General features: G+C 71.4%; 19 protein-coding genes. 11 read left to right on the top strand and 8 right to left on the bottom strand.

What is annotated here, in order from left to right; all coding sequences use genetic code 11:
• The first annotated feature begins 12 nt into the window (after positions 1-12).
• From CP970_RS08480 to CP970_RS08470, 3 genes are all read left to right on the top strand, one after another.
• The gene (locus tag CP970_RS08480) at positions 13-753 is read left to right on the top strand and encodes a bestrophin-like domain (protein WP_055546909.1); all 741 of its coding nucleotides are present in this window, start codon (positions 13-15) and stop codon (positions 751-753) included.
• A 188-nt stretch (positions 754-941) separates the two neighbouring features.
• Complete coding sequence (locus CP970_RS08475) at positions 942-1,148, top strand: cold shock domain-containing protein (protein WP_055546907.1); 207 nt, start codon at positions 942-944, stop codon at positions 1,146-1,148.
• 151 nt (positions 1,149-1,299) lie between these two features.
• Positions 1,300-3,204 carry a CASTOR/POLLUX-related putative ion channel gene (locus CP970_RS08470; protein WP_055546905.1) on the top strand — a complete coding sequence of 635 codons (1,905 nt, stop codon included), beginning with the start codon at positions 1,300-1,302 and terminating at the stop codon, positions 3,202-3,204.
• A gap of 40 nt (positions 3,205-3,244) precedes the next feature.
• Here CP970_RS08470 and CP970_RS08465 read toward each other — a convergent pair whose 3' ends face one another.
• From CP970_RS08465 to CP970_RS08450, 3 genes are all read right to left on the bottom strand, one after another.
• A complete protein-coding gene (locus tag CP970_RS08465) occupies positions 3,245-5,191 on the bottom strand; it encodes a flavin monoamine oxidase family protein (protein ID WP_079043464.1) in 1,947 nt (648 codons plus the stop codon).
• Between the two features lie 473 nt (positions 5,192-5,664).
• Positions 5,665-6,084: a hypothetical protein gene (locus tag CP970_RS08455; RefSeq protein WP_191094886.1), complete on the bottom strand. Its 420-nt coding sequence runs from the start codon at positions 6,082-6,084 to the stop codon at positions 5,665-5,667.
• 248 nt (positions 6,085-6,332) lie between these two features.
• A complete protein-coding gene (locus CP970_RS08450) occupies positions 6,333-7,529 on the bottom strand; it encodes a magnesium and cobalt transport protein CorA (RefSeq protein WP_079043463.1) in 1,197 nt (398 codons plus the stop codon).
• Between the two features lie 146 nt (positions 7,530-7,675).
• On the opposite strand from CP970_RS08450, the gene CP970_RS08445 reads away from it, so the two are divergent.
• From CP970_RS08445 to dmpI, 3 genes are all read left to right on the top strand, one after another.
• Positions 7,676-8,890: a winged helix DNA-binding domain-containing protein gene (locus CP970_RS08445; RefSeq protein WP_079043462.1), complete on the top strand. Its 1,215-nt coding sequence runs from the start codon at positions 7,676-7,678 to the stop codon at positions 8,888-8,890.
• 9 nt (positions 8,891-8,899) lie between these two features.
• Positions 8,900-9,856, top strand: coding sequence for a LysR family transcriptional regulator (locus CP970_RS08440; RefSeq protein WP_079043461.1), 957 nt, complete (start codon positions 8,900-8,902; stop codon positions 9,854-9,856).
• A 149-nt stretch (positions 9,857-10,005) separates the two neighbouring features.
• A complete protein-coding gene (gene dmpI / locus CP970_RS08435; protein WP_055546899.1) occupies positions 10,006-10,188 on the top strand; it encodes a 4-oxalocrotonate tautomerase DmpI in 183 nt (60 codons plus the stop codon).
• Between the two features lie 622 nt (positions 10,189-10,810).
• Here dmpI and CP970_RS08430 read toward each other — a convergent pair.
• Positions 10,811-11,617: a helix-turn-helix transcriptional regulator gene (locus CP970_RS08430; protein ID WP_224059183.1), complete on the bottom strand. Its 807-nt coding sequence runs from the start codon at positions 11,615-11,617 to the stop codon at positions 10,811-10,813.
• Positions 11,618-11,765: 148 nt separating this feature from the next.
• Here CP970_RS08430 and CP970_RS08425 point away from each other — a divergent pair, with 148 nt between their 5' ends.
• Complete coding sequence (locus CP970_RS08425) at positions 11,766-13,472, top strand: AMP-binding protein (RefSeq protein WP_055556839.1); 1,707 nt, start codon at positions 11,766-11,768, stop codon at positions 13,470-13,472.
• Positions 13,473-13,511: 39 nt separating this feature from the next.
• Here the strand turns inward: CP970_RS08425 and CP970_RS08420 are convergent, their stop codons facing one another.
• Positions 13,512-15,227 (bottom strand): serine/threonine-protein kinase, encoded by a 1,716-nt coding sequence (locus CP970_RS08420; protein ID WP_150493113.1) that lies wholly within the window; start codon positions 15,225-15,227, stop codon positions 13,512-13,514.
• A gap of 247 nt (positions 15,228-15,474) precedes the next feature.
• Here CP970_RS08420 and CP970_RS08415 point away from each other — a divergent pair, with 247 nt between their 5' ends.
• The 4 genes from CP970_RS08415 to CP970_RS08400 are packed head-to-tail and all read left to right on the top strand — an operon-like array spanning position 15,475 to position 19,539.
• Complete coding sequence (locus CP970_RS08415; protein ID WP_055556571.1) at positions 15,475-16,740, top strand: NAD(P)/FAD-dependent oxidoreductase; 1,266 nt, start codon at positions 15,475-15,477, stop codon at positions 16,738-16,740.
• Positions 16,737-17,474 carry a DUF1365 domain-containing protein gene (locus tag CP970_RS08410; RefSeq protein WP_224058324.1) on the top strand — a complete coding sequence of 246 codons (738 nt, stop codon included), beginning with the start codon at positions 16,737-16,739 and terminating at the stop codon, positions 17,472-17,474. The genes CP970_RS08415 and CP970_RS08410 overlap by 4 nt, the downstream gene beginning before the upstream one ends.
• Positions 17,471-18,721: an SAM-dependent methyltransferase gene (locus CP970_RS08405; RefSeq protein WP_055556575.1), complete on the top strand. Its 1,251-nt coding sequence runs from the start codon at positions 17,471-17,473 to the stop codon at positions 18,719-18,721. The genes CP970_RS08410 and CP970_RS08405 overlap by 4 nt, the downstream gene beginning before the upstream one ends.
• Positions 18,718-19,539 carry a DUF1295 domain-containing protein gene (locus CP970_RS08400; protein ID WP_055556577.1) on the top strand — a complete coding sequence of 274 codons (822 nt, stop codon included), beginning with the start codon at positions 18,718-18,720 and terminating at the stop codon, positions 19,537-19,539. The genes CP970_RS08405 and CP970_RS08400 overlap by 4 nt, the downstream gene beginning before the upstream one ends.
• Before the next feature lie 36 nt (positions 19,540-19,575).
• On the opposite strand, the gene CP970_RS08395 is transcribed toward CP970_RS08400, so the two are convergent.
• The 3 genes from CP970_RS08395 to CP970_RS08385 are packed head-to-tail and all read right to left on the bottom strand — an operon-like array spanning position 19,576 to position 21,316.
• Positions 19,576-20,163, bottom strand: a complete 588-nt coding sequence (locus tag CP970_RS08395; RefSeq protein WP_150493111.1) for an alkaline shock response membrane anchor protein AmaP — start codon at positions 20,161-20,163, stop codon at positions 19,576-19,578.
• Positions 20,160-21,134, bottom strand: coding sequence for a DUF6286 domain-containing Asp23/Gls24 family envelope stress response protein (locus CP970_RS08390; protein ID WP_150493109.1), 975 nt, complete (start codon positions 21,132-21,134; stop codon positions 20,160-20,162). Before CP970_RS08390 ends, CP970_RS08395 begins: the two co-directional genes overlap by 4 nt.
• Positions 21,131-21,316: a hypothetical protein gene (locus CP970_RS08385; RefSeq protein ID WP_055556583.1), complete on the bottom strand. Its 186-nt coding sequence runs from the start codon at positions 21,314-21,316 to the stop codon at positions 21,131-21,133. The genes CP970_RS08390 and CP970_RS08385 overlap by 4 nt, the downstream gene beginning before the upstream one ends.
• Positions 21,317-21,371 lie beyond the last annotated feature (55 nt).

Raw genomic sequence — 21,371 nt, 5'->3', positions numbered from 1 at the left:
ACGGGGCCCTCGATGATCGAAAGCATTGCCATCGTCCTCGGCGTCGCGCTGTTCGCCGCCGTGGTCGTCCTGATCAAGCACCGCTTCATTCCGATGGGGCCGGACGACGAGCCCCGTGAAGACGTCGCCGAGTACATCTCGATGATGGTCGGCGTTCTGTACGCCCTCGTCCTGGGCCTGGCCCTGGTCACGGTGTGGGACACGCATTCCGGGGCGGAGGACCATGTGGCGGCGGAGGCCAGTGCGGCGCACCAGATCCACCTCCTGGCCGCCGGGCTGCCCGCCGCGCAGGGTGATCGGATGCGCCAGGAGGTCGAGTCGTACGTCCGTCACGTCACGGACGTCGAATGGCCGGCCTTGGCCGAAGAGGCGTCACCGGATCCGAAGGGCTGGCAACTCCTGGAACAGGTGCGCGCGTCGGCGCAGCTGCCCGACCACGCCACGCCCGCCCAGCAGGTCACCGGACAGGAGACGCTGGCACAACTCAGTACCTTGGACGAGGCGAGACGTGGCCGCGAGACCGACGCGGGAGAGCGGCTTTCGCCGGTGATCTGGTTCGGCCTGATCGTCGGCGGCGTCCTCACCATCGCCTTCATGTTCCTGTTCGGTGTCCGACGCAGCTTCACCCATGTCGTGATGGCGATGGGGCTGTCCGGTCTCATCGCCTTCACGGCGCTGCTCATCTATCAGTTGGACAGCCCCTTCGGTGGCCTCTTCGCCGTCGACCCGTCCCCGTTCATCCGGCACTTCTGATTTGTGAACCCCTTGGCACGCGCCGTCCTGGAGCGAGCCAGGGTGGACACGACGAGGCAGGCAGCCTGGGTTCCGTCACGATGCGGACGTACTGACGCGCGTGCAAAGTAGGGACTGCCAGGCCAGGCCAGACGTCTGCGGACCGCGGCGGGGCAGTGCGTGTGCCCGCGAGGGAAGGAGGCTCTTCGATGACGGAGCAACGGCGCGAGGGAATCGTCGATTGGTGGGACCGGGAACGCGGATACGGCTTCATCGTCCCCTTCGGTGACATCGACCAGATCTACGTCGAGGCCGGCGCGTTGGAAGGCACCCACGTGCTCTCCTGCGAACAGCACGTCTCCTTCCTCCTCCAATTCACCGGAGGGCGCCTTCAGGCTCGGAGCGTCCAGCCCTGACAGGAGACGGCTCCGTCACCCGACCGGAGTACGCCATGGCGCCCACTTGTGAGGCATGGGCACGACCCCCGCGCGGCGAGGGACGGATCACCAGGGCGCGCGGCGCCCCGGTTTCGGCCCGCGACGTGCCCCGTATCCCAGGAGGTGGCCCATGCTGCGACGCTTTCGCTACCGGTTCGACAACGCGATGGCGCGCGGCACACCCGCGATGATCGGTGTCATCGCGGCCGCCATGCTGGCCCTCGCCCTCCTCAACGCCATCACGCTCCTCGTGCTCGCGCCCGACCTCGTACGGAAGGAGGGAGGCGCGTCCGTCCTGTGGCGCAGTGCCCTGCGAGTCCTCAACCCTCCCGGCATGCTGCAGCGTGACTACGTCCCTTCGGTCGGCGTCGCGTACCGGATCATCTCGACGGTCATCACCATCATCGGAATCCTGCTGCTCAGCACGCTGATCGGGGTCCTCGGAGCGGGAATCCAGCGCAAGCTGGCCAAGCTGCGCAAGGGACGGTCCGTGGTGGTCGAGAGCGATCACACCGTCATCCTCGGCTGGTCCGAGCAGATTCACATGATCATCTCGGAGCTCGTCGAGGCCAACCGGAACCAGAAGTACGCCTGCGTGACCGTACTCGCGCCCAAGGACAAGGCGCAGATGGACGACGCGATACGGGAACGGGTGGGCGCCACCGCACCGACGCGCGTGGTCTGCCGCACCGGCGACCCGACGCGCATCTCCGACATCAACCTGGTCAACCCCAAGGAGGCACGCTCCATCCTCGTCCTGCCGCCGGAACACGATGACGCGGACATCTCCGTCATCAAGTCCCTGCTCGCGGTGAACAGCGGAGCCCTCTCCGAGGCGAGTCACGAAGGGCGGGCGGTGCCGCACGTGGTGACCAGCATCGCGGACGACCACAACCTTCCGGCGGCTCTGATCGCCGGTGGTGCGCGCACCCACGTCGTCAGCGCCCAGTGCTTCATCGCCCGCCTGCTCGTCCAGACGAGCCTCCAGTCCGGGCTGTCCATCGTCTACACCGGACTCCTCGAATTCGACGGTGACGAGATCTACATGTCCGCCCAACCCCAGCTGGCCGGGCAGACGTTCGGCGAGGCCGTGTACACCTTCCGCACCTCCACCGTGATCGGGATCCGCCGTCTCGACGGCCAGATCCTGCTCAACCCTCCGGCAGCCACCGCGATCCTGGGCACGGACCAGATCGTCGCCATCTCGGAGGACGACGACACCGTCGTTCCCACCGACGAGGTGCCCACCATCACGTTCGAGGCGATCGTCACCGCCGAGGCATCGGATCCACAGCCTGAGCGGGTACTGCTTCTCGGCTGGAACGCCAGGACACCCGAAGCCGTCAAGCAGTTGGCGCAGCTGGCGCCCGAGGGTTCCCGACTCGACATCGTCGCCGACGTTCCCGACCTGGACGACCGCGTGGAGCGGCTCCGTACCGGACTTCCGCAGATCGAACTGGGTGTTCTCGCGGCCGACCCTGCCAACCGTGTGGTCCTTGAAGAAGTGGACCTGGCGGCCTACCAGCACGTGATGGTGGTCGGCGACGCCGGGGCGGTGGACAAGTCCGCGACGGACTCGCGCACGCTCATGACCCTGCTGCACCTGCGCGACCTGGCCGTTCAGCACGGCCACGGCTTCTCGGTGGTGACCGAGATGGCCGACGACCGCAACCGCACACTGGCGCAGGCCGCACACGCCGACGACTTCATCCTGAGCGACAACCTGCTCAGTCTGCGGATGGCGCAGACCTCGGAGAATCCCGAGCTGAACCGGCTCTTCCAGGAGCTCTTCGATCCCGAGGGATGCCAGATCAGGCTGCGCCCTGCCCAGGAGTACGTACAGCCGCACGCCACCGTCAGCTTCTACACGGTGGTCGAAGCCGCCCTTCGCCGTGACCAGATCGCCATCGGCTACCGACTCGCGCGCCACGCTCAACGCAGGCCGGACTACGGCATCGTCGTCAACCCGGACAAGGCAGCACTGCTGTCCCTGACAGGCGGCGACAAGGTGATCGTCCTCGACGGACGGAGCTGAGGCGAAGGCGCATTCTCAGCACCGGATGACCGGCCGTGGCTCAGGCGTGATGGACCTCCAGGGCAGCGCGCACCGCGGACTCGAGCGCGCCCTCGATCCAGGCGGGCTTGAGCGAGGTGTGGTCCCCGGCGAAGTGCAAGGGCCCCTCCGGGGAGGTCAGGTACGGCACGAGCGCGGTGTGCTGGCCGGGCAGGAGCACGGAGGCTTCGCCATACGCGTAGGGGTCCCGGACCCAGCTCTGAGTGCGTCCCGCACCTGTGTAGAACACCTCGATCCGCTGGCCGTACACGTCCTGCAAGCCACGCAGAGCATGCGGATAGCGGGCGTCGTCGTCCAGGCAGTCCCAGCGCAAGGCGTCGTCGGACCAGCTGTAAGAGGCAAGGATCACGCCGCCCTCGCTCCCCGGGACCGGGTGGGAGGGGTGGAACATGAAGCGGTTGGAGTTGTCGGAGAGGGAGCCGCCGCCCACGGTCGCCGTCGCCTCGGGCTGGTCGCGCAGGGCAGAGCGACGTGCGGCGTACTGCACGCGTTGCGCGTCCTTGAGCCATCCCTTGGGTACTGAGGGGTGGGCGCCCAGCAGCGACCCGTCGGTGGGTGCCTTGCCGTCCCGGTAAGCCGTGTACAGGCCGGGCCGGAACGCCTCCAGTTCGCGCTTCCACTCCGCTTCGGTCCACTCCCACCAGCGCCGGGAGAACTCCAGGAGGACCTTGGTCGCCGCGTCGTAGTGCATCTCGATGACGGCCCGTCGCTTGCCGTAGGAGAGCGGGGGAGAGACGGGGAGCTGACGCATCCCCGAGAAGGGCACCGTGATGATCGCGATGTCGGCGGTGAACTGCTCGCGCCGCACGGGTCCGCCGTCGGACTCGGTGACGGTGTCCACCCACACGCCCTTGCCGGTCGGTGCCCCCGCGCCGTGCGCGACGCGGGTGGCACGGCAGTTGAAGCGCACCAGGTGCCGCACCCGCGCCAGCAGGGCGTCGGCCAGGCGAGCGGTTCCGCCCTCGATCTCGAAGAAGCGCGTCTGAGGGTGAATGAGTGAGGCGTCGACGAAGCTGTGCAGGAAGGAGAGCGGCAGTCGGGAGGTGAGATTCTCCAAGGTGCCCACCAGCTCGATCGTGCGGTGGTCCAGGCCCGCGTGCTCGGACAGGAACCGGTACATGGACCACTCGCCGAACTGTTCCACCACCCGGGTCCAACCCGCCAGGAGCTCCGGCAGGGGCTTGTCGACGCGTCGGCCGTCCGCCCCCACGACGGAGAACTCGTCGCGCACCGGGGCCAGGACCGAGTCGACGATGCGGGCCGCGGGCACGTCCCACAAGTTCTCCGGGACGCCGAAGGACCGGTTGACCGGCTTGGGATTCTTGGCGTAGTCGGCGCGCCGTACCCGGATGCCGTTCACGTACAGCCAGGTCCGGCCCGTGCCCTTGGAATCGTGACCCACATCCGTCAGGAGGAAGCGGCGCCGCTTCAGGCCGAGTTGATCGATGAGGCCGGTCACCAGGGGATGGACGTCCGGGATGCGCATCGCACCGGCCTCCGCGTACTGCTTCGGGTCGGCGAAGGGCTGCTCGGCCTTCTCGTGCCCCCCGGTCCGGAACGTCTTGATGCGGCCACCGGCCCGGTTTCCGTTGGCCTCGATCACGGTGACCTCGTGACCGGCCTCGTTGAGCAGGTGCGCCGCGGTGAGCCCGGCCGCCCCCGCCCCGACGACCAACACCTTCTTGGGCCCCCCTCCGGCCCGCGGCAGCCCACCGCCCAGCAAGATCTTCTTGTAGGCGGGGACGAGTGGCTGATCGTTTCTGTCCAGGACCAGGAGGGCTCGTGCCACGTCCGCGGACGCGTCCTTGGACGATGGAGATGCGGGAGGAACACTGCCGCTTCTGTCCGCGGCACGGCCGGGAAGCGGGGCCACGGTTGGTACGCCGGCCGTGGCCAGACCGGCAACGGTTCTCGTGAAGCCGCGACGGGTGGGGCGATGGATGGGCATCCATCCGGTCTAGGGCCTGGACCGAACTCCCTCGCGGCGGCACACAGGAGCCAGGCACTCAGCTCACCCGACCGGCGGTCAGTGGTGATGGCATCCCAGGACGCGTAGGGGTGGCTCGGTTGACGGCACGCTCGGTCGAGCTGTTCTGCGATCTGATCCTTGTCACGCCCCTCAACGGGCCAGTGGGGCGGTGCCCCGGCCGGGACATTTGCTCATCGCGCGGGTATAGCGTGCTGTCCGTGGGCTGCTACTGACCCCAGCCGTTCAGTGAGACTTCCGGGCCTCCGTCGAGGTAGCGGTGGAGCGCACTGGCGGTGGTGTCCACGAACTCCTCGGGGTATGGCGTCGGCATCTGCCCAGCGGCCCGGGCCTGCTTGCGCGGCTCGCCAGTGCTTGAGGAAAGGTGAACGGGTGGCACAGCACATGCTGTGCCACCCGTTTTAGTCTGTGGACTCCGCGACGAGCCGCCAGGGTCAACTCGTGAGGCTCTTGCGGCGAACACGCCGGGTGTACGTCCTCCTTCCCCCAGGTGGGCCACTGCTGCCCCAGCCGCCGCTCTTGGCCACGTCCCACCCCTGCTGCTCCTTGATCTGAGCAGCGAAGGTACGCAGGTCGTGAATCTCGCAACCGCAGTCCAGCGTGACGTCGACGCTGATGTAGGGGCTTCGAGGGCTGTCGTTCGCGTGGGATGCCGGCTCCCACCGCACGTCGTGGACGTGCTCCTTGAGTCCGGTTCGCTGCTCGTCGTGCTTGACGCCGTGCGCCTTCGCGTACTCGTCCAGGTCGTCGATCACGAACAAGTGGCTCGACCACTCGCCGGGCCAGACCGCGAACAGGCGGGACTTGCCGGTCATGGTCCGCTCGTACGCGGCGTGGCCGCCCCCGTGCGTCACGGTGCCGTCTTTGTGAATCTCGATGTAGCACGTCGTACGTGCGGTGCAGGGGAAGTCCCTCCCTGCCGCCGCGGCACTCCTCGGTTCTAACCAGTCCTCCCCGTGCCGCGGCTTGCGGAATGGCTGGCGATGCGGGCGGCGTCTCGCTCCCCAGCGCCGCTCATTCTCCCCAGATTCCCCCAGGGGGCTCGATGGAGCCCTCAGAGTCCTTCGCATACGCGAAATTGATCAGGTGTCGAGACTCCCTGCTACAGCCAATCCCGCCGCTTGAAGATGAAGTACAAGCTCACACACACCACGGCCATCAGCAGAATCGCGAACGGATACCCCGCCGCCCACTTCAGCTCAGGCATCGTCTCGAAGTTCATGCCATAGATCGTTCCCACCAGCGTGGGAGCGAACAGAATCGCCGCCCACGAAGAGATCTTCTTGATCTCCTCGTTCTGCTCGAACCCCGCTTCCGCCAGCGCCCGCATCTCCGCGTTCTGCTGTTGCGTCACCAAGGTCGCGTTGACCGTGAGGATGTCGGCCAGGGCCTGGCGGAAGCCGTCGACTCGTTCGCTGGTGTGGGTTACGTGGTCGGCGACGTCGCGCAAGTAGCGTTGGAGTTCCTCGTCCGTGCCGTACTTGGCGAAGCCTGCCATCAGGGCGTGGAGCATGCTGACCAGGGGGCGGGTCGCTCGTTGGAACTCGACCATTTCGCGGGAGAGTTCGTAGATGCGGCGCGAGACCTCGGGGTCGCCGCTGAAGACCTCGGTCTCGATCTCGTCGATGTCGTTCTGGACGCCGGAGACCACCGGGGCGTAGCCGTCGACCACCGCGTCGAGTATGGCGTAGAGGACCGCCTCGGGGCCGAGTTTGAGGAGGTCGGGGGTCTCCTCCATGCGGCGGCGGACCGCCGAGAGGTCGGGGGCCGCGCCGTGCCTGACCGTGATCACGAAGTCCGGGCCCACGAAGACGTGCAGCTCGCCGAAGTCGACCTCCTCGGGGGCGTCGAGGTAGCGGGCGGCGCGCAGGACGACGAAGAGCGTCTCGCCGTAGCGCTCCAGTTTCGGGCGCTGATGGGCCTCCATGGCGTCTTCCACGGCCAGTTCGTGGAGGTCGAACTCGGCGGCCAGAGAGAGGAGTTCCTCCTCCGTCGGGCGGGCCAGGCCGATCCACGCCATGCCGTCCCGCTGCTCGCGCAGCTCCCTGAAGGTATCCGCGAGGGTGGCGGGGGTGGCCACCCGGACGCCGTCGCGGTACAGCGCCGCCTGCACCACGCTGTCGGCCGCTTCCGGGTCCTCGGCCGACGTCGGCGTGGCGGAGGTGGGGTGTGCGTTCGTCGGTGGCGGGGGCGTCTGGGGTGTCGTTCGGCGCCACACGTGTTTTCTTCCGTTCTTCGGGGGTGGGGCAGGTGGCGTGGGTGTCGTGGGGCGTGTGGGACGGGCTCGGCGTTCCGCCATGCTGGGCGCCTCCCATGTCGAACGTCTGTCTAGATGGCCACGGAGCAGGATATACGTCCCAAAAGGCGCGGGCGTGGCGACATCGCGGACGCGACGCGGACACCTTGCGGACCGTAGGTGTCCGCAAGGGTCGTTAGCGTGCGGGTATGACGAAGACGAAGGTGCAGGAGGGTGTGGGGCGTGGCTCGGGCGGGTCTGGGAAGCGCGCGGGCAGTGGGGCGCCCGTCCTCGGGGCGCTCGCGCTCAATCGCGCCACCCTCGACCGGCAGCTCCTGCTGCGCCGCTCCACCGATCTCTCCGTCGAGGACGCCGTCGGGCACCTCGTCGGGCTTCAGGCGCAGAACGTCAAGCCGCCCTACTACGCGCTCGCCGCGCGGCTCCAGGACTTCGACCCGGCCGAGCTGTCCGGTCTCCTCGCCGACCGGAGGGTCGTCCGCACCGTCACCATGCGGTCCACCATCCATCTGCACACCGCCGAAGACGCCCTCCCCGTACGGCAGTTGATGCAGAACGCTCTCGAACGCGAGCTGACCGCCTTCCGCGCCGGGCTGGTCGGCGTCGATCTCTTGGAGCTCGCGGGGATCGCCCGCGAGGCCGTCGAGTCCGAGCCCCGCACCATGAAGCAGCTCCGCGAGGTGCTGCTCGTGCGGTGGCCCGACGCCGATCCGGCGTCCCTCGCGATCGCCGCCCGCTGCGTACTGCCCCTCGTCCAGGTGACCCCGCGCGGACTGTGGCGGCGCAGCGGGCAGGTGGCGCTGACCACCGCCGGGAATTGGCTCGGGATCCCCGAGGATTCCGCCGCGCAGGCCGGTCCCGACGCCATGGTGCTGCGCTATCTCGCCGCGTTCGGGCCCGCCTCCGTCAAGGACATGCAGACCTGGGCTCGGCTCACGCGGCTGCGGGAGGTATTCGAGCGGTTGCGGCCCGGACTTCGGACGTTCCGCGACGAGAACGGCGTCGAACTCTTCGACCTGCCCGACGCCCCGCGCCCGGACCCGGACACCCCGGCGCCGCCCCGCTTCCTCCCCGAGTACGACAACCTCCTCCTGTCGCACGCCGACCGCACACGCGTCGTACCCGCCGAGTACAAGGGGCGTACGTGGAAGGGGAATTACCCGTACTGCGTCTTCCTGCTCGACGGGTTCCTGGCCGGGTTGTGGCGGCTTGTGGAGGACGCGGGGAGCGGGGGAGCGGTGCTCGTCATCGAGCCGTTCGGGAAGCTGGGGCGGGCTCAGCGGGACGCGTTGACGCGGGAGGCCGAGCGGATGCTGAAGCGGATCGCGGAGACCTCCACCTCGTACGACATCCGTTTCGGGACCGTCTACGGGACGGTCAAGAACGGGAGTGCCCTCGGTCAATAGGCTGGCCCCATGGAACTCCGGCAGCTCAGCTACTTCGTGACCGTCGCCGACGAGCTGCACTTCGGGCGGGCGGCCGAGCGGCTGCACATCGTGCAGTCGGCCGTCAGCCAGCAGATACGGCGCCTCGAACGGGAGCTCGGCGCCGAGCTGTTCGACCGATCGCCGCGGCACGTGCGGCTCACCGGGGCCGGGCAGCGGCTGCTGCCCGAGGCGCGGGCGGTACTCGCCGCCGCCGAACGGGCTCGGGAGGCGGTCGAACGGCCGAGTGGGCTGCGGCTCGCCACCAGCACCGGGCTCGGGGAGCACCTGGACCGGGTCCTCGCGGAGTTCGCCGCGCGGGCGCCCGGCGTGCCCGTCGAACTGGTGTCGGCGGGAGCGCGCGAGCGGCTCGAACAGGTCGTGGCCGGGCGGGTCGACGCCGCGTTCGTACGATCTTGCGGGCCGGTGCCCGGCGTACGGATCGTGCCACTGTGGGACGACCCGCTGGTGGCCGTCCTGCCAGCCGCGCATCCGCTCGCCGCACGGCCCGAACTGGCGCTCGGTGAGCTCGCCGGGCTGCCCCTGAGCATCACCGCGCGCCGCACCAATCCCGCCCTCGTGGACCTTGTCGTGGGGGCGTGCCACGACGCCGGGTTCGAGCCCGTGCCGGGGCCGGTCGGCGGTTCGCTGCAGGACAGGCTCGCCACGATCGGGGCGGGCGTCGTGCCGCAGTGGACGGTCGTCTACGCCTCGCACGCGCGCGTGCTGCACAGCCCGCGGGTGGCCTTCGTGCCGTTCGGCGGGCCGGGACTCGCGCTCGCCACGGGGCTCGCGGTGCGGGTCGAGCGGGCCGTGGGGGAGGAGCTCGGGGAGCGGTCTGAGGGTGAGCTCGGCGTCTTCATCGAGGCGTGCTTGGCAGTGCCCTCCGCCGCCTCTTCGGCCGCACCCTCGGGTGCCCATACCCATACCCATACCCATGCCCTGTGACCTGCGACGATCACCAAAGCTGATCGCTGCTGTCGCCGACTGACTCTTGGTCGCGGGGCGCGGCCGGGCTGAACTGGGGTCGTACCGAAAACCCGGTCCTGCCGGGAACGGAGCCGGGTGATTCCGGCCCTACGCAAGGGAGTTCAGCCATGCCCATCGTCACCGTCCAGCAGGGTCCCCGCGACATCGAGCTCAAGCGGGAGCTGGTCAAGCAGATCACCGACGCGTTCGTGGACGCGTACAAGATCCCGGCCGAGACCGTGCAGGTCTGGATCCAGGAGACCCCGGCGGACAGCTGGGGCGCGGCGGGCGTGCTGACCGCCGACAAGTAGCGGTTGGGGGCGACTGGGGGCGGCCGGAGGCGGCTGGGCGGAGCCACGGGGGTGTTCCCGCCCAGCTCGGCCTGGCCTTGCGGGGCGGTGGCGAAGGCCCCGCTCAGCCCGCTGGGCGACGGTAGAGACCTCGCCCGGCTCCGTCGGGCCACGGCAAGGGTCCCGCTCGGCCTGTCGGGCGTTGGCGAAGGCCCTGCCCAGCTCTGCCGGGCCACGGCAAGGCCCCTGCCCAGGTCTGCCGGGTGACGGCGAAGGCCCTGCCTAGCTCCACCGGACTACGGCAAGGGTCCCGCTCGGCCTGCCGGGCGATGGCGAAGGCCCTGCCCAGCTCTGCCGGGCCACGGCAAGGCCCCTGCCCAGGTCTGCCGGGTGACGGCGAAGGCCCTGCCTAGCTCCACCGGACTACGGCAAGGGTCCCGCTCGGCCTGCCGGGCGATGGCGAAGGCCCTGCCCAGCTCTGCCGGGCCACGGCGAGGCCCCTGCCCAGGTCCGTCGGGTGACGGCGAAGGCTCAGCCCACCCCCACCCCACCCCCCCCGCCGGGCGGCGGGAGAAGCCCAGCCCCCACCGGACCACAGCCGAAGCCCCACCCACCGCCCTAAGGTAAAAGCCCCGCCCACCCCCTAAGGCAAAAGCCCCGCCCGCCGAGCCGCCACCACCGCCTCAAGGCGCGTATGCGCCCCCAACTTCCGCATCGCGGAGCGTAGATAGCCCTTCACCGTCTCCGGGCGCAGCCCCAGCCGCGATGCGGCCACCGCGTTCGTGACGCCCGTGGCTACGCACGTCAGGACGTCCATCTCGCGCGGGGCGAGCGACACGGGGCGTTCGCCGTCGCGCTCCCGGAGCGTCGATGCCGACTCCAGGCGTCCTGTCACCGAGAGGAGTTCGGCCCGCAGTTCCGGATCCACGATGCGCGGGGCCAGCGCGCGCAGCGCCCCGTGCGCCTCGCGGACCTGCTCCCACGCGCCGGGCCCCGCCACCGGCTCACGGGCCGCCGCGAGCAGTGACCGGGCCTCGTCCCGTACGACGAGGGCCTGTTCCACGTCCCGTGCCGCGGCCACCGCCGCCGAGAGCGTGCGGTCGCCGAGCGGCTGGGCCGCCCGCAGCGCGCCGTACAGGACGCCGCGCACCTGGCGGCGCACCACCACCGGCACGGCGAGCACCGACCGCAGGCCCTCCGCCTCGACCGCCGCGTCGTACTCGTGGCTGATGTGCCGGGATTCGCTGTAGTCGGTGACCGCGCACGGCCGCGACAGGGCGGCCGCCTTGCCGCCGAGGCCGCTGCCCGCCGACACCGCGAGCCCGCACAGGGCGCGCGTCGCCGTGCCGCTCAGCTCCCCGATGCGCAGCTGCCGCTGGCCTTCGAGGAGCCCGCCGAAGGCGACCGGGAGCCCCGTGCCGCGGCGCAGCCGCAGTAGCGCGGCCCGCATCTCCACCGTCTCCCCGCCGTCTGCCGACACGCGTTCGCCCTTTCGCCTCGTGACACCCCCGTCCGGGGGTGGTGAGATCCGCATCACGGATTACACGATGTTACGTAGCGTCCGGCGATGAGAGCGGCAACTAGGTACGGGAGTGCAGATGACGACCACCGGGACGAGTGCCACCGAGCAGTTCCGTACCGCGCGGGACTTCCTCCTGCGCCACCGGGAGGACTACACCACCGCGTACGAGGGCTTCGCCTGGCCCCGGCCCGAGCGGTTCAACTGGGCGCTCGACTGGTTCGACGTGATCGCCGAAGGCAACGAGCGGACCGCGCTGCACATCGTCGAGGAGGACGGCACCGAGTCCCGTTCCTCCTTCGCGCGCCTCGCCGAGCGCTCCAACCGGGCCGCCAACTGGCTGCGCGCGCAAGGCGTACGGGCCGGTGACCGCGTCGTCGTCATGCTCGGCAACCAGGTCGAGCTGTGGGAGATCGCCCTCGCCGCGATGAAGCTGCGCGCCGTCGTCATCCCCGCGACGCCGCTGCTCGGCCCCGTCGACCTGCGCGACCGGATCGACCGCGGCAGGGCCAGGCACGTCGTCGTACGCCCCGGTGACACCGCGAAGTTCGCCGACGTGCCCGGCGACTACACCCGGATCGTGGTGGGTGGCGCGGCGGGCGCCGCAGGCGATGAGGACACTGGTTGGATCTCGTACGACGGGGTCGACGACGCCCCCGCGGCCTTCGAGCCCGAGGGGATCGCCCTCGCCGACGACCCGCTGATGCTCTACTTCACCTCGGGCACCACCGCCAGGCCCAAGCTGGTCGAGCACACCCATGTGTCGTACCCCGTGGGTCACTTGGCGACGATGTACTGGATCGGGCTCAAGCCCGGCGACGTCCATCTGAACATCTCGTCGCCCGGCTGGGCCAAGCACGCCTGGTCCAACCTCTTCGCCCCGTGGAACGCCGAGGCCACCGTCTTCATCCACAACTACAGCCGCTTCGACGCGGGGCGGCTCATGGCCGAGATGGACCGCGCGGGCGTGACGTCGTTCTGCGCGCCGCCCACCGTGTGGCGCATGCTCATCCAGGCCGACCTGACCCAGCTGCGGACCCCGCCGCGCGAGGTCGTCGCCGCGGGCGAGCCGCTCAACCCCGAGGTCATCGAGCAGGTGCGGCGCGACTGGGGCGTCACCATCCGGGACGGCTTCGGACAGACCGAGACCGCCGTACAGGTCGCCAACTCCCCGGGCCAGAAGCTGAAGCCGGGCTCCATGGGCAGGCCGACCCCGGGATTCGTCGTCGAGCTGCTCGACCCGGTGACCGGCGAACCCGGCGCGTCGGAGGGCGAGATCTCCCTCGACCTGGGCGCGGACCCGGTCGGCCTGATGGTCGGCTACCACGGCGACCCGGAGCGCACCGCGGAGGCGATGACGGGCGGCTACTACCGCACCGGCGACATCGGTTCGCGCGACGCCGACGGCTACATCACCTACGTCGGCCGCGCCGACGACGTCTTCAAGGCGTCCGACTACAAGATCTCCCCGTTCGAGCTGGAGAGCGCGCTCCTGGAGCACGAGGCGGTGGCGGAGGCGGCCGTCGTCCCTGCGCCCGACCCGGTGCGGCTCGCGGTCCCCAAGGCGTACGTCGTGCTGGCGAAGGGCTGGACCCCGGACGAGAAGACGGCGCAGGCGATCTTCGAGTACACGCGGTCGGTGCTGGCTCCCTACAAGCGCGTCCGGCGGATCGAGTTCACCGAGGAACTGCCCAAGACCGTCTCGGGCAAGATCCGGCGCGTCGATCTGCGGGGGCGTACGGCGGCGGGGTCCACGGACGAGTGGACGGAGCAGGGGAAGGGCTGAGTCGGAAAGAGGTACTCCCGGCTCGGGTGGCGTTGGACGTCAGTTCGGGCGGTGCCACACCGTCATGTCCGCGGTGAGGAACGCGATGTCCGGCACCGCCGTCGACTTCACCTGGACCACCAGCAGGGCGATGTCTCCGTTGCGGTGCTTGACGCAGATCTCGCTGCCCGCCGCGGCCGCGGCGAGGGGGAGGCGGTGCTCCTTCGCGCCCGTGAGTTCGAAGCGGCACTTGTCGAGGTCGGCGCCCGGCTTGGCGTAGCGCAGGAGCAGGACGCTGGTGTCGCTCTCCAGCGCGCAGCCCGCGTCCTGCGCGCAGGTGAAGCGGATGTCCCCGGTGAGGTTCTCCTGACGGGTCGGCTCCTTGAGGCTGACGGAGGTCTTCGCGTCCAGCCATTGCCCGGGGTGGGCCTCGCCCCGCGTCGAGTCGGCCGCGGAGGCGGGAGCGCGCGATGTTCCCTTGCCCTCGCCGGATCCGCCGGATCCGCCGGACCTGCCGGATTCGCCCGAACTGTTGGATTCGTCGCGGGCTTCGGCGTCCGCGTCGTCGGACTTCGACGACCCCGACCCCGACTTCGACCCCGACCCCGATGCCTTCCCCAACGGGTTGGCGGACGTGTCCGCGTGGCGGGCCCCCGACGCCGTGTCCTTGTCCCGGCCGCGGAACACGTCCGTCGCGTCCATGACCGTCCACGCCAGCGCCGTGAGCACCAGCACGCCCGCCGTCACTGCCGCGGCCGCGACCAGGCCGGTCCTGCGTCTTCGCGGCGGTGCCGCGTCCGGTGCCGTCGGGTACGAACCCGGAGGCAGGTGCCGCGTGGGCAGCGGTGACGCGGGGGCGGGAGCGGGGGCCGTGACCGGTGACGGAACCGTCGGCTCCGGGCCGATGACCGCACGCCAGACCGTCGGCCCCGCTCCCTCCTCGGCCTCCTGGCCCAAGTGCTGCCTGCACCAGTCGATGATCTCCGCCGGAGTGGCCCGCTCCGCCGGGTCGGCGGCCATGCACCGGGCTATGAGCGGTCGCAGCTGCTCGGGCAGCAGGGACAGGTCGGGCGCGGAGTGGACGATCCGGTAGAGCACGCTGACCGCGGGGCCGTCCCCGTACAGCGATTCGCCGAGTGCCGCGAACGCCGCGGTCTGTCCCAGGGCGAAGACGTCGGTCGCCGTCGTGACCGAGCCCCCGGACGCCTGCTCGGGAGCCATGAACTGGGGCGTGCCGACGGCGGCCCCCGTGGCGGTGTACGAACTGACGCCGGAGGCCAGCGAGATGCCGAAGTCGATGACGCGCGGCCCGTCGGAGGAGAGCAGGACGTTCGACGGCTTCAGGTCACGGTGCACGACGCCCGCGTCGTGGATGGCCTGCAGCGCCTCGGCCACGCCCGCCACCAGCCAGAGGACCGCGCGCACCGGCAGCGGGCCGCGGCGCCCGACGGCCTCGGACAGGGAGGGACCGGGTACGTACAGCGTGGCCAGCCAGGGCGGTGCGCCGTCCGCGTCGCCGTCGATCAGCTCGGCGGTGTACGCGCCCCTGACCCGCCGCGCGGCCTCCATCTCCCGGCGGAAACGGCGCCGGAAGTCGGGGTCGTCGGCCAGCTCGGAACGTACGACCTTGATCGCCACCGGTCGGCCGCCCTGGGTGTGGGACAGGTAGACCCGGCCCATGCCGCCCGCGCCGATCCGGGCGGCCAGCCGATATCCGGCCACCACGTGCGGATCGTCCGCCCCCAACGGTGGGAACACCACGTTCGCGTCGGTCATCTACCCGTACCCCCCTGCTCCCCGGAACCCCTGCTCCCCGGAACCCCTGATCCCCTGGTCAAACCCGTGGGTCGACCACGGAAGCAGCCTAAGGCGTGTGGCCGAAACCGATCACGGCCGGACTCGCCCCTCCGCCACTCGGTCCTGCCCCGGCCACTCCCCGCACGATCCGCACCAAGCCGATCCGGCCCCGGCTCCGAATCACCGGTACGGGGCTCGATCGCCCCGACGTCGAAAGAGGGGCGGCATGACGCGCAGGCAGCGGACGGCAGTGGTGGGGAGCGGGGTCGCGGGGCTGACCGCGGCGTACGTTCTGCGGGGCAGACACGAGGTGACGCTGTACGAGAGCGACGGGCGGCTCGGCGGGCACGCGCACACGCGCGACGTGGTCTCCGGGGACGGCAGGGCGCACCCGGTCGACTCGGGATTCATCGTGCACAACGAGCGGACGTACCCCCATCTGCTCAGGCTCTTCGACGAGCTGGGGGTGGTGACGCGGGCCACCGAGATGAGCATGTCCGTGCGGTGCCAAGGGTGCGGCCTGGAGTACGCGGGGGCGCGCGGCCCGCGAGGCCTGTTCGCCAGGACCGCCAACGCGGTCACCCTCCCGTATCTGCGGATGCTCACCGAGGTGCCCCGGTTCCACCGCGCGGCGCGGCGGGTCCTCGCCGACGAGGAGCGGGACGACCGGCTGACCCTGGGCGACTTCCTGGCCGGGCAGGGCTTCTCGCGGTACTTCGTGCGGCACTTCGTGACGCCGGTGGTCTCGGCCGTCTGGTCCTGCCCCGCGGCGACCGCGCTGAGCTATCCGGCCCGCTATCTCTTCCGCTTCCTGGACCACCACGGGATGCTCGCCGTGAGCGGGTCGCCGAGCTGGCGCACCGTCGTGGGCGGCTCGCGCGACTACGTGACGCGGATCGGCAAGCAGCTCGACGCCGTGCACACCTCGACGCCGGTGCGGGCGCTGCGGCGCGGCTGCGACCGGGTCGAGCTGACCACGGAGGACGGCGCCACCGCCACGTACGACTCGGTGGTCGTCGCCACCCACCCGGATCAGGCGCTGCGGCTCATCGCCGATCCGACCGAGGCCGAGCGGCGGGTGCTCGGCGCGTTCCGCTACTCCCGCAACCGGACGCTCCTGCACACCGACACGTCGGTCCTGCCGCGCCGCGCGGGCGCCCGTGCCGCGTGGAACTACCTGCTGCCCGCGTGCGAGGCCGGTGCCGGACAGGTGCGCGTGAGCTACGACATGAACCGGCTGCAGGGCATCGAGGCACCGGAGACGTACGTGGTCAGCCTCGGTGACCACGACATCCCGGCGGACCGGGTCCTGGACCGGATGGTCTACGAACACCCCCTCTACACACCGGAGTCGGTGGCCGCGCAGCGCAGACTGTCCGCCCTGAACAGTCAGGTGGCCGTCTTCGCCGGGGCGTACCACGGCTGGGGCTTCCACGAGGACGGCTGCCGCTCAGGGGTGGCGGCGGCCGCGGCCCTGGGAGTGCGGTGGTGAGCCCGGACGTGGTGCCCGCGCTCTATCCGAGCGTCGTCACGCACGTCCGCACCCGGCCCGAGCGGTACGTACTGACGCACCGCACCTACCTGTGGCTCGTCGACCTCGACCGGCTGCCCGCGCTGCCCCGGCCGCTGCGGGCGCTCGCCCGGTTCGACGGGCGCGACCACTTCGCCGGGCGTCCGGACGGCATCAGGGTCGGACTCGAACGCTTCCTGGCCGCGCACGGCGTGGACCTGGCGGGCGGGCGCGTCCTGATGCTCGCCAACGCGCGCGTGCTCGGCCACGTCTTCAACCCGCTGACGCTCTTCTGGTGCTACGACTCCGGAGGCGAGCTGCGCCGCGTGGTGGCCGAGGTGCACAACACCTACGGCGAGCGGCACGCCTATCTCCTGGAGCCGGACGGCGCGGGCCGTGCCGAAGTCGCCAAGGAGTTCTACGTCTCGCCGTTCTTCCCGGTGGACGGCGCCTACCGGATGCGCCTGCCGGTGCCGGACGAACGGCTGCGGATCGCCGTCGAGCTGGCGCGCGACGGGGTCAGCGCCTTCACCGCGACCGTGCGGGGCGAGCGGCGCCCCGTGACCGCGAGGAACCTGCTGCGCACCCTCGCCCGCCACCCCTGGCCGACGCTCGCGGTGAGCGCGGCCATCCGGCGGCACGGGATCCGGCTGTGGCTGCGCGGCCTGCCCGTCCAGGACAGGCCCGACCATCGCGTACAGAGAGGAATGCAGTGACCACGCACGTCTTCGAACCCGACGGTGGCATCGACGCCGACCGGTGGCCCGACGTGGCGGCGGTGCCGCGCTGTTCGCCGGTGCGGCAGGCGATCGCCCGCGCGATCGTGCTGCGCGCGCTGCGCCGTCTTCCGCTGCGGGTGCGCCTCGGGGACGCCGAGGAGTTCGGTGCGCGCGGCCCGTTGCTGGTGGTCCGCGCGCCCGACGCGTTCCTGCGGCGGATCGCGGTCGGCGGGCTCATCGGCTTCGGCGAGTCCTATCTGGCGGAGGAGTGGGACGCCGACGACCTCGTGGGCGTACTCGGCGTGCTCGCCCGGCACGCCGCCACCCTGGTGCCCGCCCCGCTGCAGCGGCTGCGCGGGCTGTGGGCGCCCCGGCAGCCCGACGCCCAGCGCAACACCCTGACCGGCGCGCGGGCCAACGTCCACCGCCACTACGACCTGTCCAACGACCTCTTCGCGCTCTTCCTCGACGAGACGCTCAGCTATTCGTCGGCGGTCTTCGACCGGTCGCGGGGCAGCTGGCGGGAGCTGCCCGCCGCCCAGCGCCGCAAGATCGACCGGCTGCTCGACCTGTGCGGCGTGACCGAGGGCAGCAAGGTGCTCGAAATCGGCACCGGCTGGGGCGAGCTGGCGATCCGGGCGGCGGCGCGCGGCGCCGTCGTCCACTCGGTCACGCTCTCCGCCGAGCAGCGGGAGCTGGCCCGTGAGCGCGTCAGGGCGGCCGGGTTCGCGGACCGCGTGCGGGTCGAGCTGTGCGACTACCGGCAGGTCACCGGACGTTACGACGCCGTCGTCAGCGTCGAGATGATCGAAGCCGTCGGCGCGGAGTACTGGCCCGCCTACTTCCGCGCCCTGGAAACCCTGCTCGCGCCGGGCGGGCGGGTCGCGCTGCAGGCCATCACCATGCCGCACGACCGCATGCGCGCCTCGGCCGACACCCACACCTGGATCCAGAAGTACATCTTCCCCGGCGGCCTGATCCCCTCCCTGCGGGCCATCGAGGAGACGGCGGCCGCGCACACGTCGCTGCGCGTCACGGCCCGCGAGGGGTACGGGTCGCACTATGCCGAGACCCTGCGCCTTTGGCGCGAGCGCTTCGCCCAACAGGCCGCATACGTGGATGAGTTGGGGTTCGACGCCACCTTCCGGCGGATGTGGACCTTCTACCTCGCCTACTCCGAGGCGGGCTTCCGCTCGGGATATCTCGACGTCCAGCAGATCCAGTTGTCCGGAGGACCGTCATGAACGGGTTCGCCTGGGGTGCGTTCGCCTGGAGTGCCTTCGGGGCCAACCTCGCCGTCGCGGCGGGCGCCGCTCTCGCGGTGCTGCTCGCCGCCTTCGCCGTAGGGCTGCGCACCGGGAAGCACCGGGTCGTCGACGTCGCCTGGGGAGTCGCCTTCACCGCCGTCGCCGTGGCGTCCTGCGTCATGTCCGCGGGGCACGGGGACCCCGGACGGCGGCTGCTCGTCACCGCGCTGACCGCGATCTGGGGGCTGCGCCTCGCCGCGCACATCGCCTGGCGCGGCCGGGGGCACGGCGAGGACCCGCGCTACGAGCGGATGCTGGCCAAGGCGCCGGACAGCAGGGCCGCGTACGCCTTCCGCATGGTCTATCTGCTGCAGGCCGCGCTCGTGTGGCTGGTGTCGCTGCCGGTGCAGGCGGCCGGGTACGTGACCGGGCCGATGGGGCCCGTAGCCGTCGCCGGAACCGCGCTGTGGCTGACCGGCCTCGTCTTCGAAGCGGTCGGCGACCACCAACTCGCCCGGTTCAAGGCCGACCCGGCCCGGCGCGGCCGGATCATGGACAGAGGCCTGTGGTCCTGGACCCGGCACCCGAACTACTTCGGCGACTTCTGTGTCTGGTGGGGACTGTTCCTGCTGGTGTGCGACGCTCCCGCCGCGGCGGCCGCCACGGTCGTGGGCCCCGTGACGATGAGTCTGCTGCTCACCCTCGGCAGCGGAAAGGCGCTCCTCGAACGGCACATGGCACAGCGGCCCGGCTATGCCGAGTACGTGCGGCGCACCAGCGGGTTCTTTCCCCGGCCGCCGCGCGAGAGCGGGTGAGCGGCGGTGCGGTGCGCGGCGGCGCGGCGGCGCGGCTCAGTGCACCCGCCCCGCCCGATGCTGCCGGACCCTGATGCGGACGTCCGCCGCCAGTTCGCGCGGAGCCGCTGCCGCCCGCGCCTCCGCGACGGCGTCCCCGGACAGCGTGCGCAGCACCGCCGACGGTGAGGCGTCCGGGTCCAGGACGAGGGTGATGGAGGCGCGCAGCCGGTGCGGACGGCCGAGGACTTGGACATGGGCCCGGCGCACACCGTCGATCGTCCTGGCCCGGTCGGCCAGCGCGGCGCCGAGGGCGGGCCCCGCCAGCGTGACATCGCCACGGCCGAGGGGCAGCGCGCGCAGCCGCCCCGCGCGGACCTGCGCGACCGTCCCGTACACGAGCAGCAGGAAGACGACGGACAGGACCGCGATCACGGCGGCGGGCCACCACGTGTGGTCGCGCCAGCGCTCCAGGGCGCTCGCGTCGAGCCACGCCCGGTCATCGCCCAGGTGCGGCCACCCGGCGGGGAGCCGGTCCCGTACGGGGTCGGTCGCCGAGGCCAGGGTGACCCCCGCGCCCAGGAGGACCGCCGCCGCGCAGGCCAGTACCGTCCGGTTGGCGCCGCCACGGATTCCGCTCGTCACCGGGTGCTCCCGCTTGTCTCGTGCGCCGTCGGGGCGCGCCATGTCGGTTCGGTGCGGACCCGCACGCGCAGCTTGAGCGGCCGGGCGAGGCCGAAGCCGTCCGTCGCGGCCAGCGCGGCCTGCCGCACCGCCTCGCGGGCGGCGTCCTGGTCCCCGAATCCCAGCCTCGTGCGCACCCGGGCGCCGCGGCGTCCCATGCGGACCCGCACCCGTGTGATGCCCGGAACGTCGCGCACCGCGTCCCTCAACAAGGCGGCCGCCGCGGCGCGTTCGAGCGTGGCGTGCACGCCGGGGGCGGGCGTCGCCAAGGGGATGCGGCGCCGCTTGCCCGGTGTCACCGCCAGGATCAGCAGCCACACGCCGAGGGCGAACACGCCTGCCGCCGCGGCGAGATCGACGGCGGTGACGCCGGGGCCGTGCGCGGACAGCCAGTCCAGCAGGTCCACCCGCCACCGCGCGGGAGCGCGCCCGGCCGCGTGCACGGAGACCACCTCGTACAGCAGTACTCCGCAGGCGGCCGCCGCGGTGAGGGTGAACAGGCCCATGGGCAGGCGGCGTTCGGACCACGGACGCCGCGCGGTGCGCGCCGGGTCCGGGCCCGTCTCCGCCGCCACCGCCCGCGCGCTCCCCGCCGCTTCCGTGCCGTCCTGCCGCGACAGGGCGTGTACGTGGATGCGGGCCGACGGCACCGCGAGGCCGGTGAGCCGCGCGGTGCGGTCCACGACGTGGGAGCGCACCCGCTCGCCCGCCTCGTCCAGCGGACCGGGGTAGGGCAGCGTGACGTTCAGGGCGACCCGGGCCCGGCGGCCCCGGACGGACGCCGAAGCGCCCGACACCAGGACCGGGCCCGCCGTCCGTACCTCCGTCGCGGCGCGCTCCGCGATCCGCCGCACCGCCCGGTTCGCGACGGTCGTCGAACCGCGTTCATCGGGCCGGGTACGGGGCTCGGGCGGCATGCCCGGCGTACTCATCGCCGCCCCCGGTCACGGCCGCCGAGGAACTCCCGGACGTCCGTACCGTCGTCGATCAGCCGACCGATGACGAAGCCGACCGCGCCGAGCGCGGCCACCAGGAGGAACGCGCCGAAACCGCCGAACCATCCGGCGAATCCGAGCGCCATACCGGCCATCAGGCCCACCAGAGCTGTGCTCACCACTCACCTCAGCTGCATAGGAAGGGGGAAGGGGGAAGGGGGGAAGAGGGGCGGG

The sequence above is a fragment of the Streptomyces kanamyceticus genome, assembly GCF_008704495.1.
Classification (GTDB): Bacteria; Actinomycetota; Actinomycetes; order Streptomycetales; family Streptomycetaceae; genus Streptomyces; species Streptomyces kanamyceticus.
Note: the sequence above shows the minus strand (reverse complement) of the source record. Positions and strands in the feature narration are given on the sequence as shown.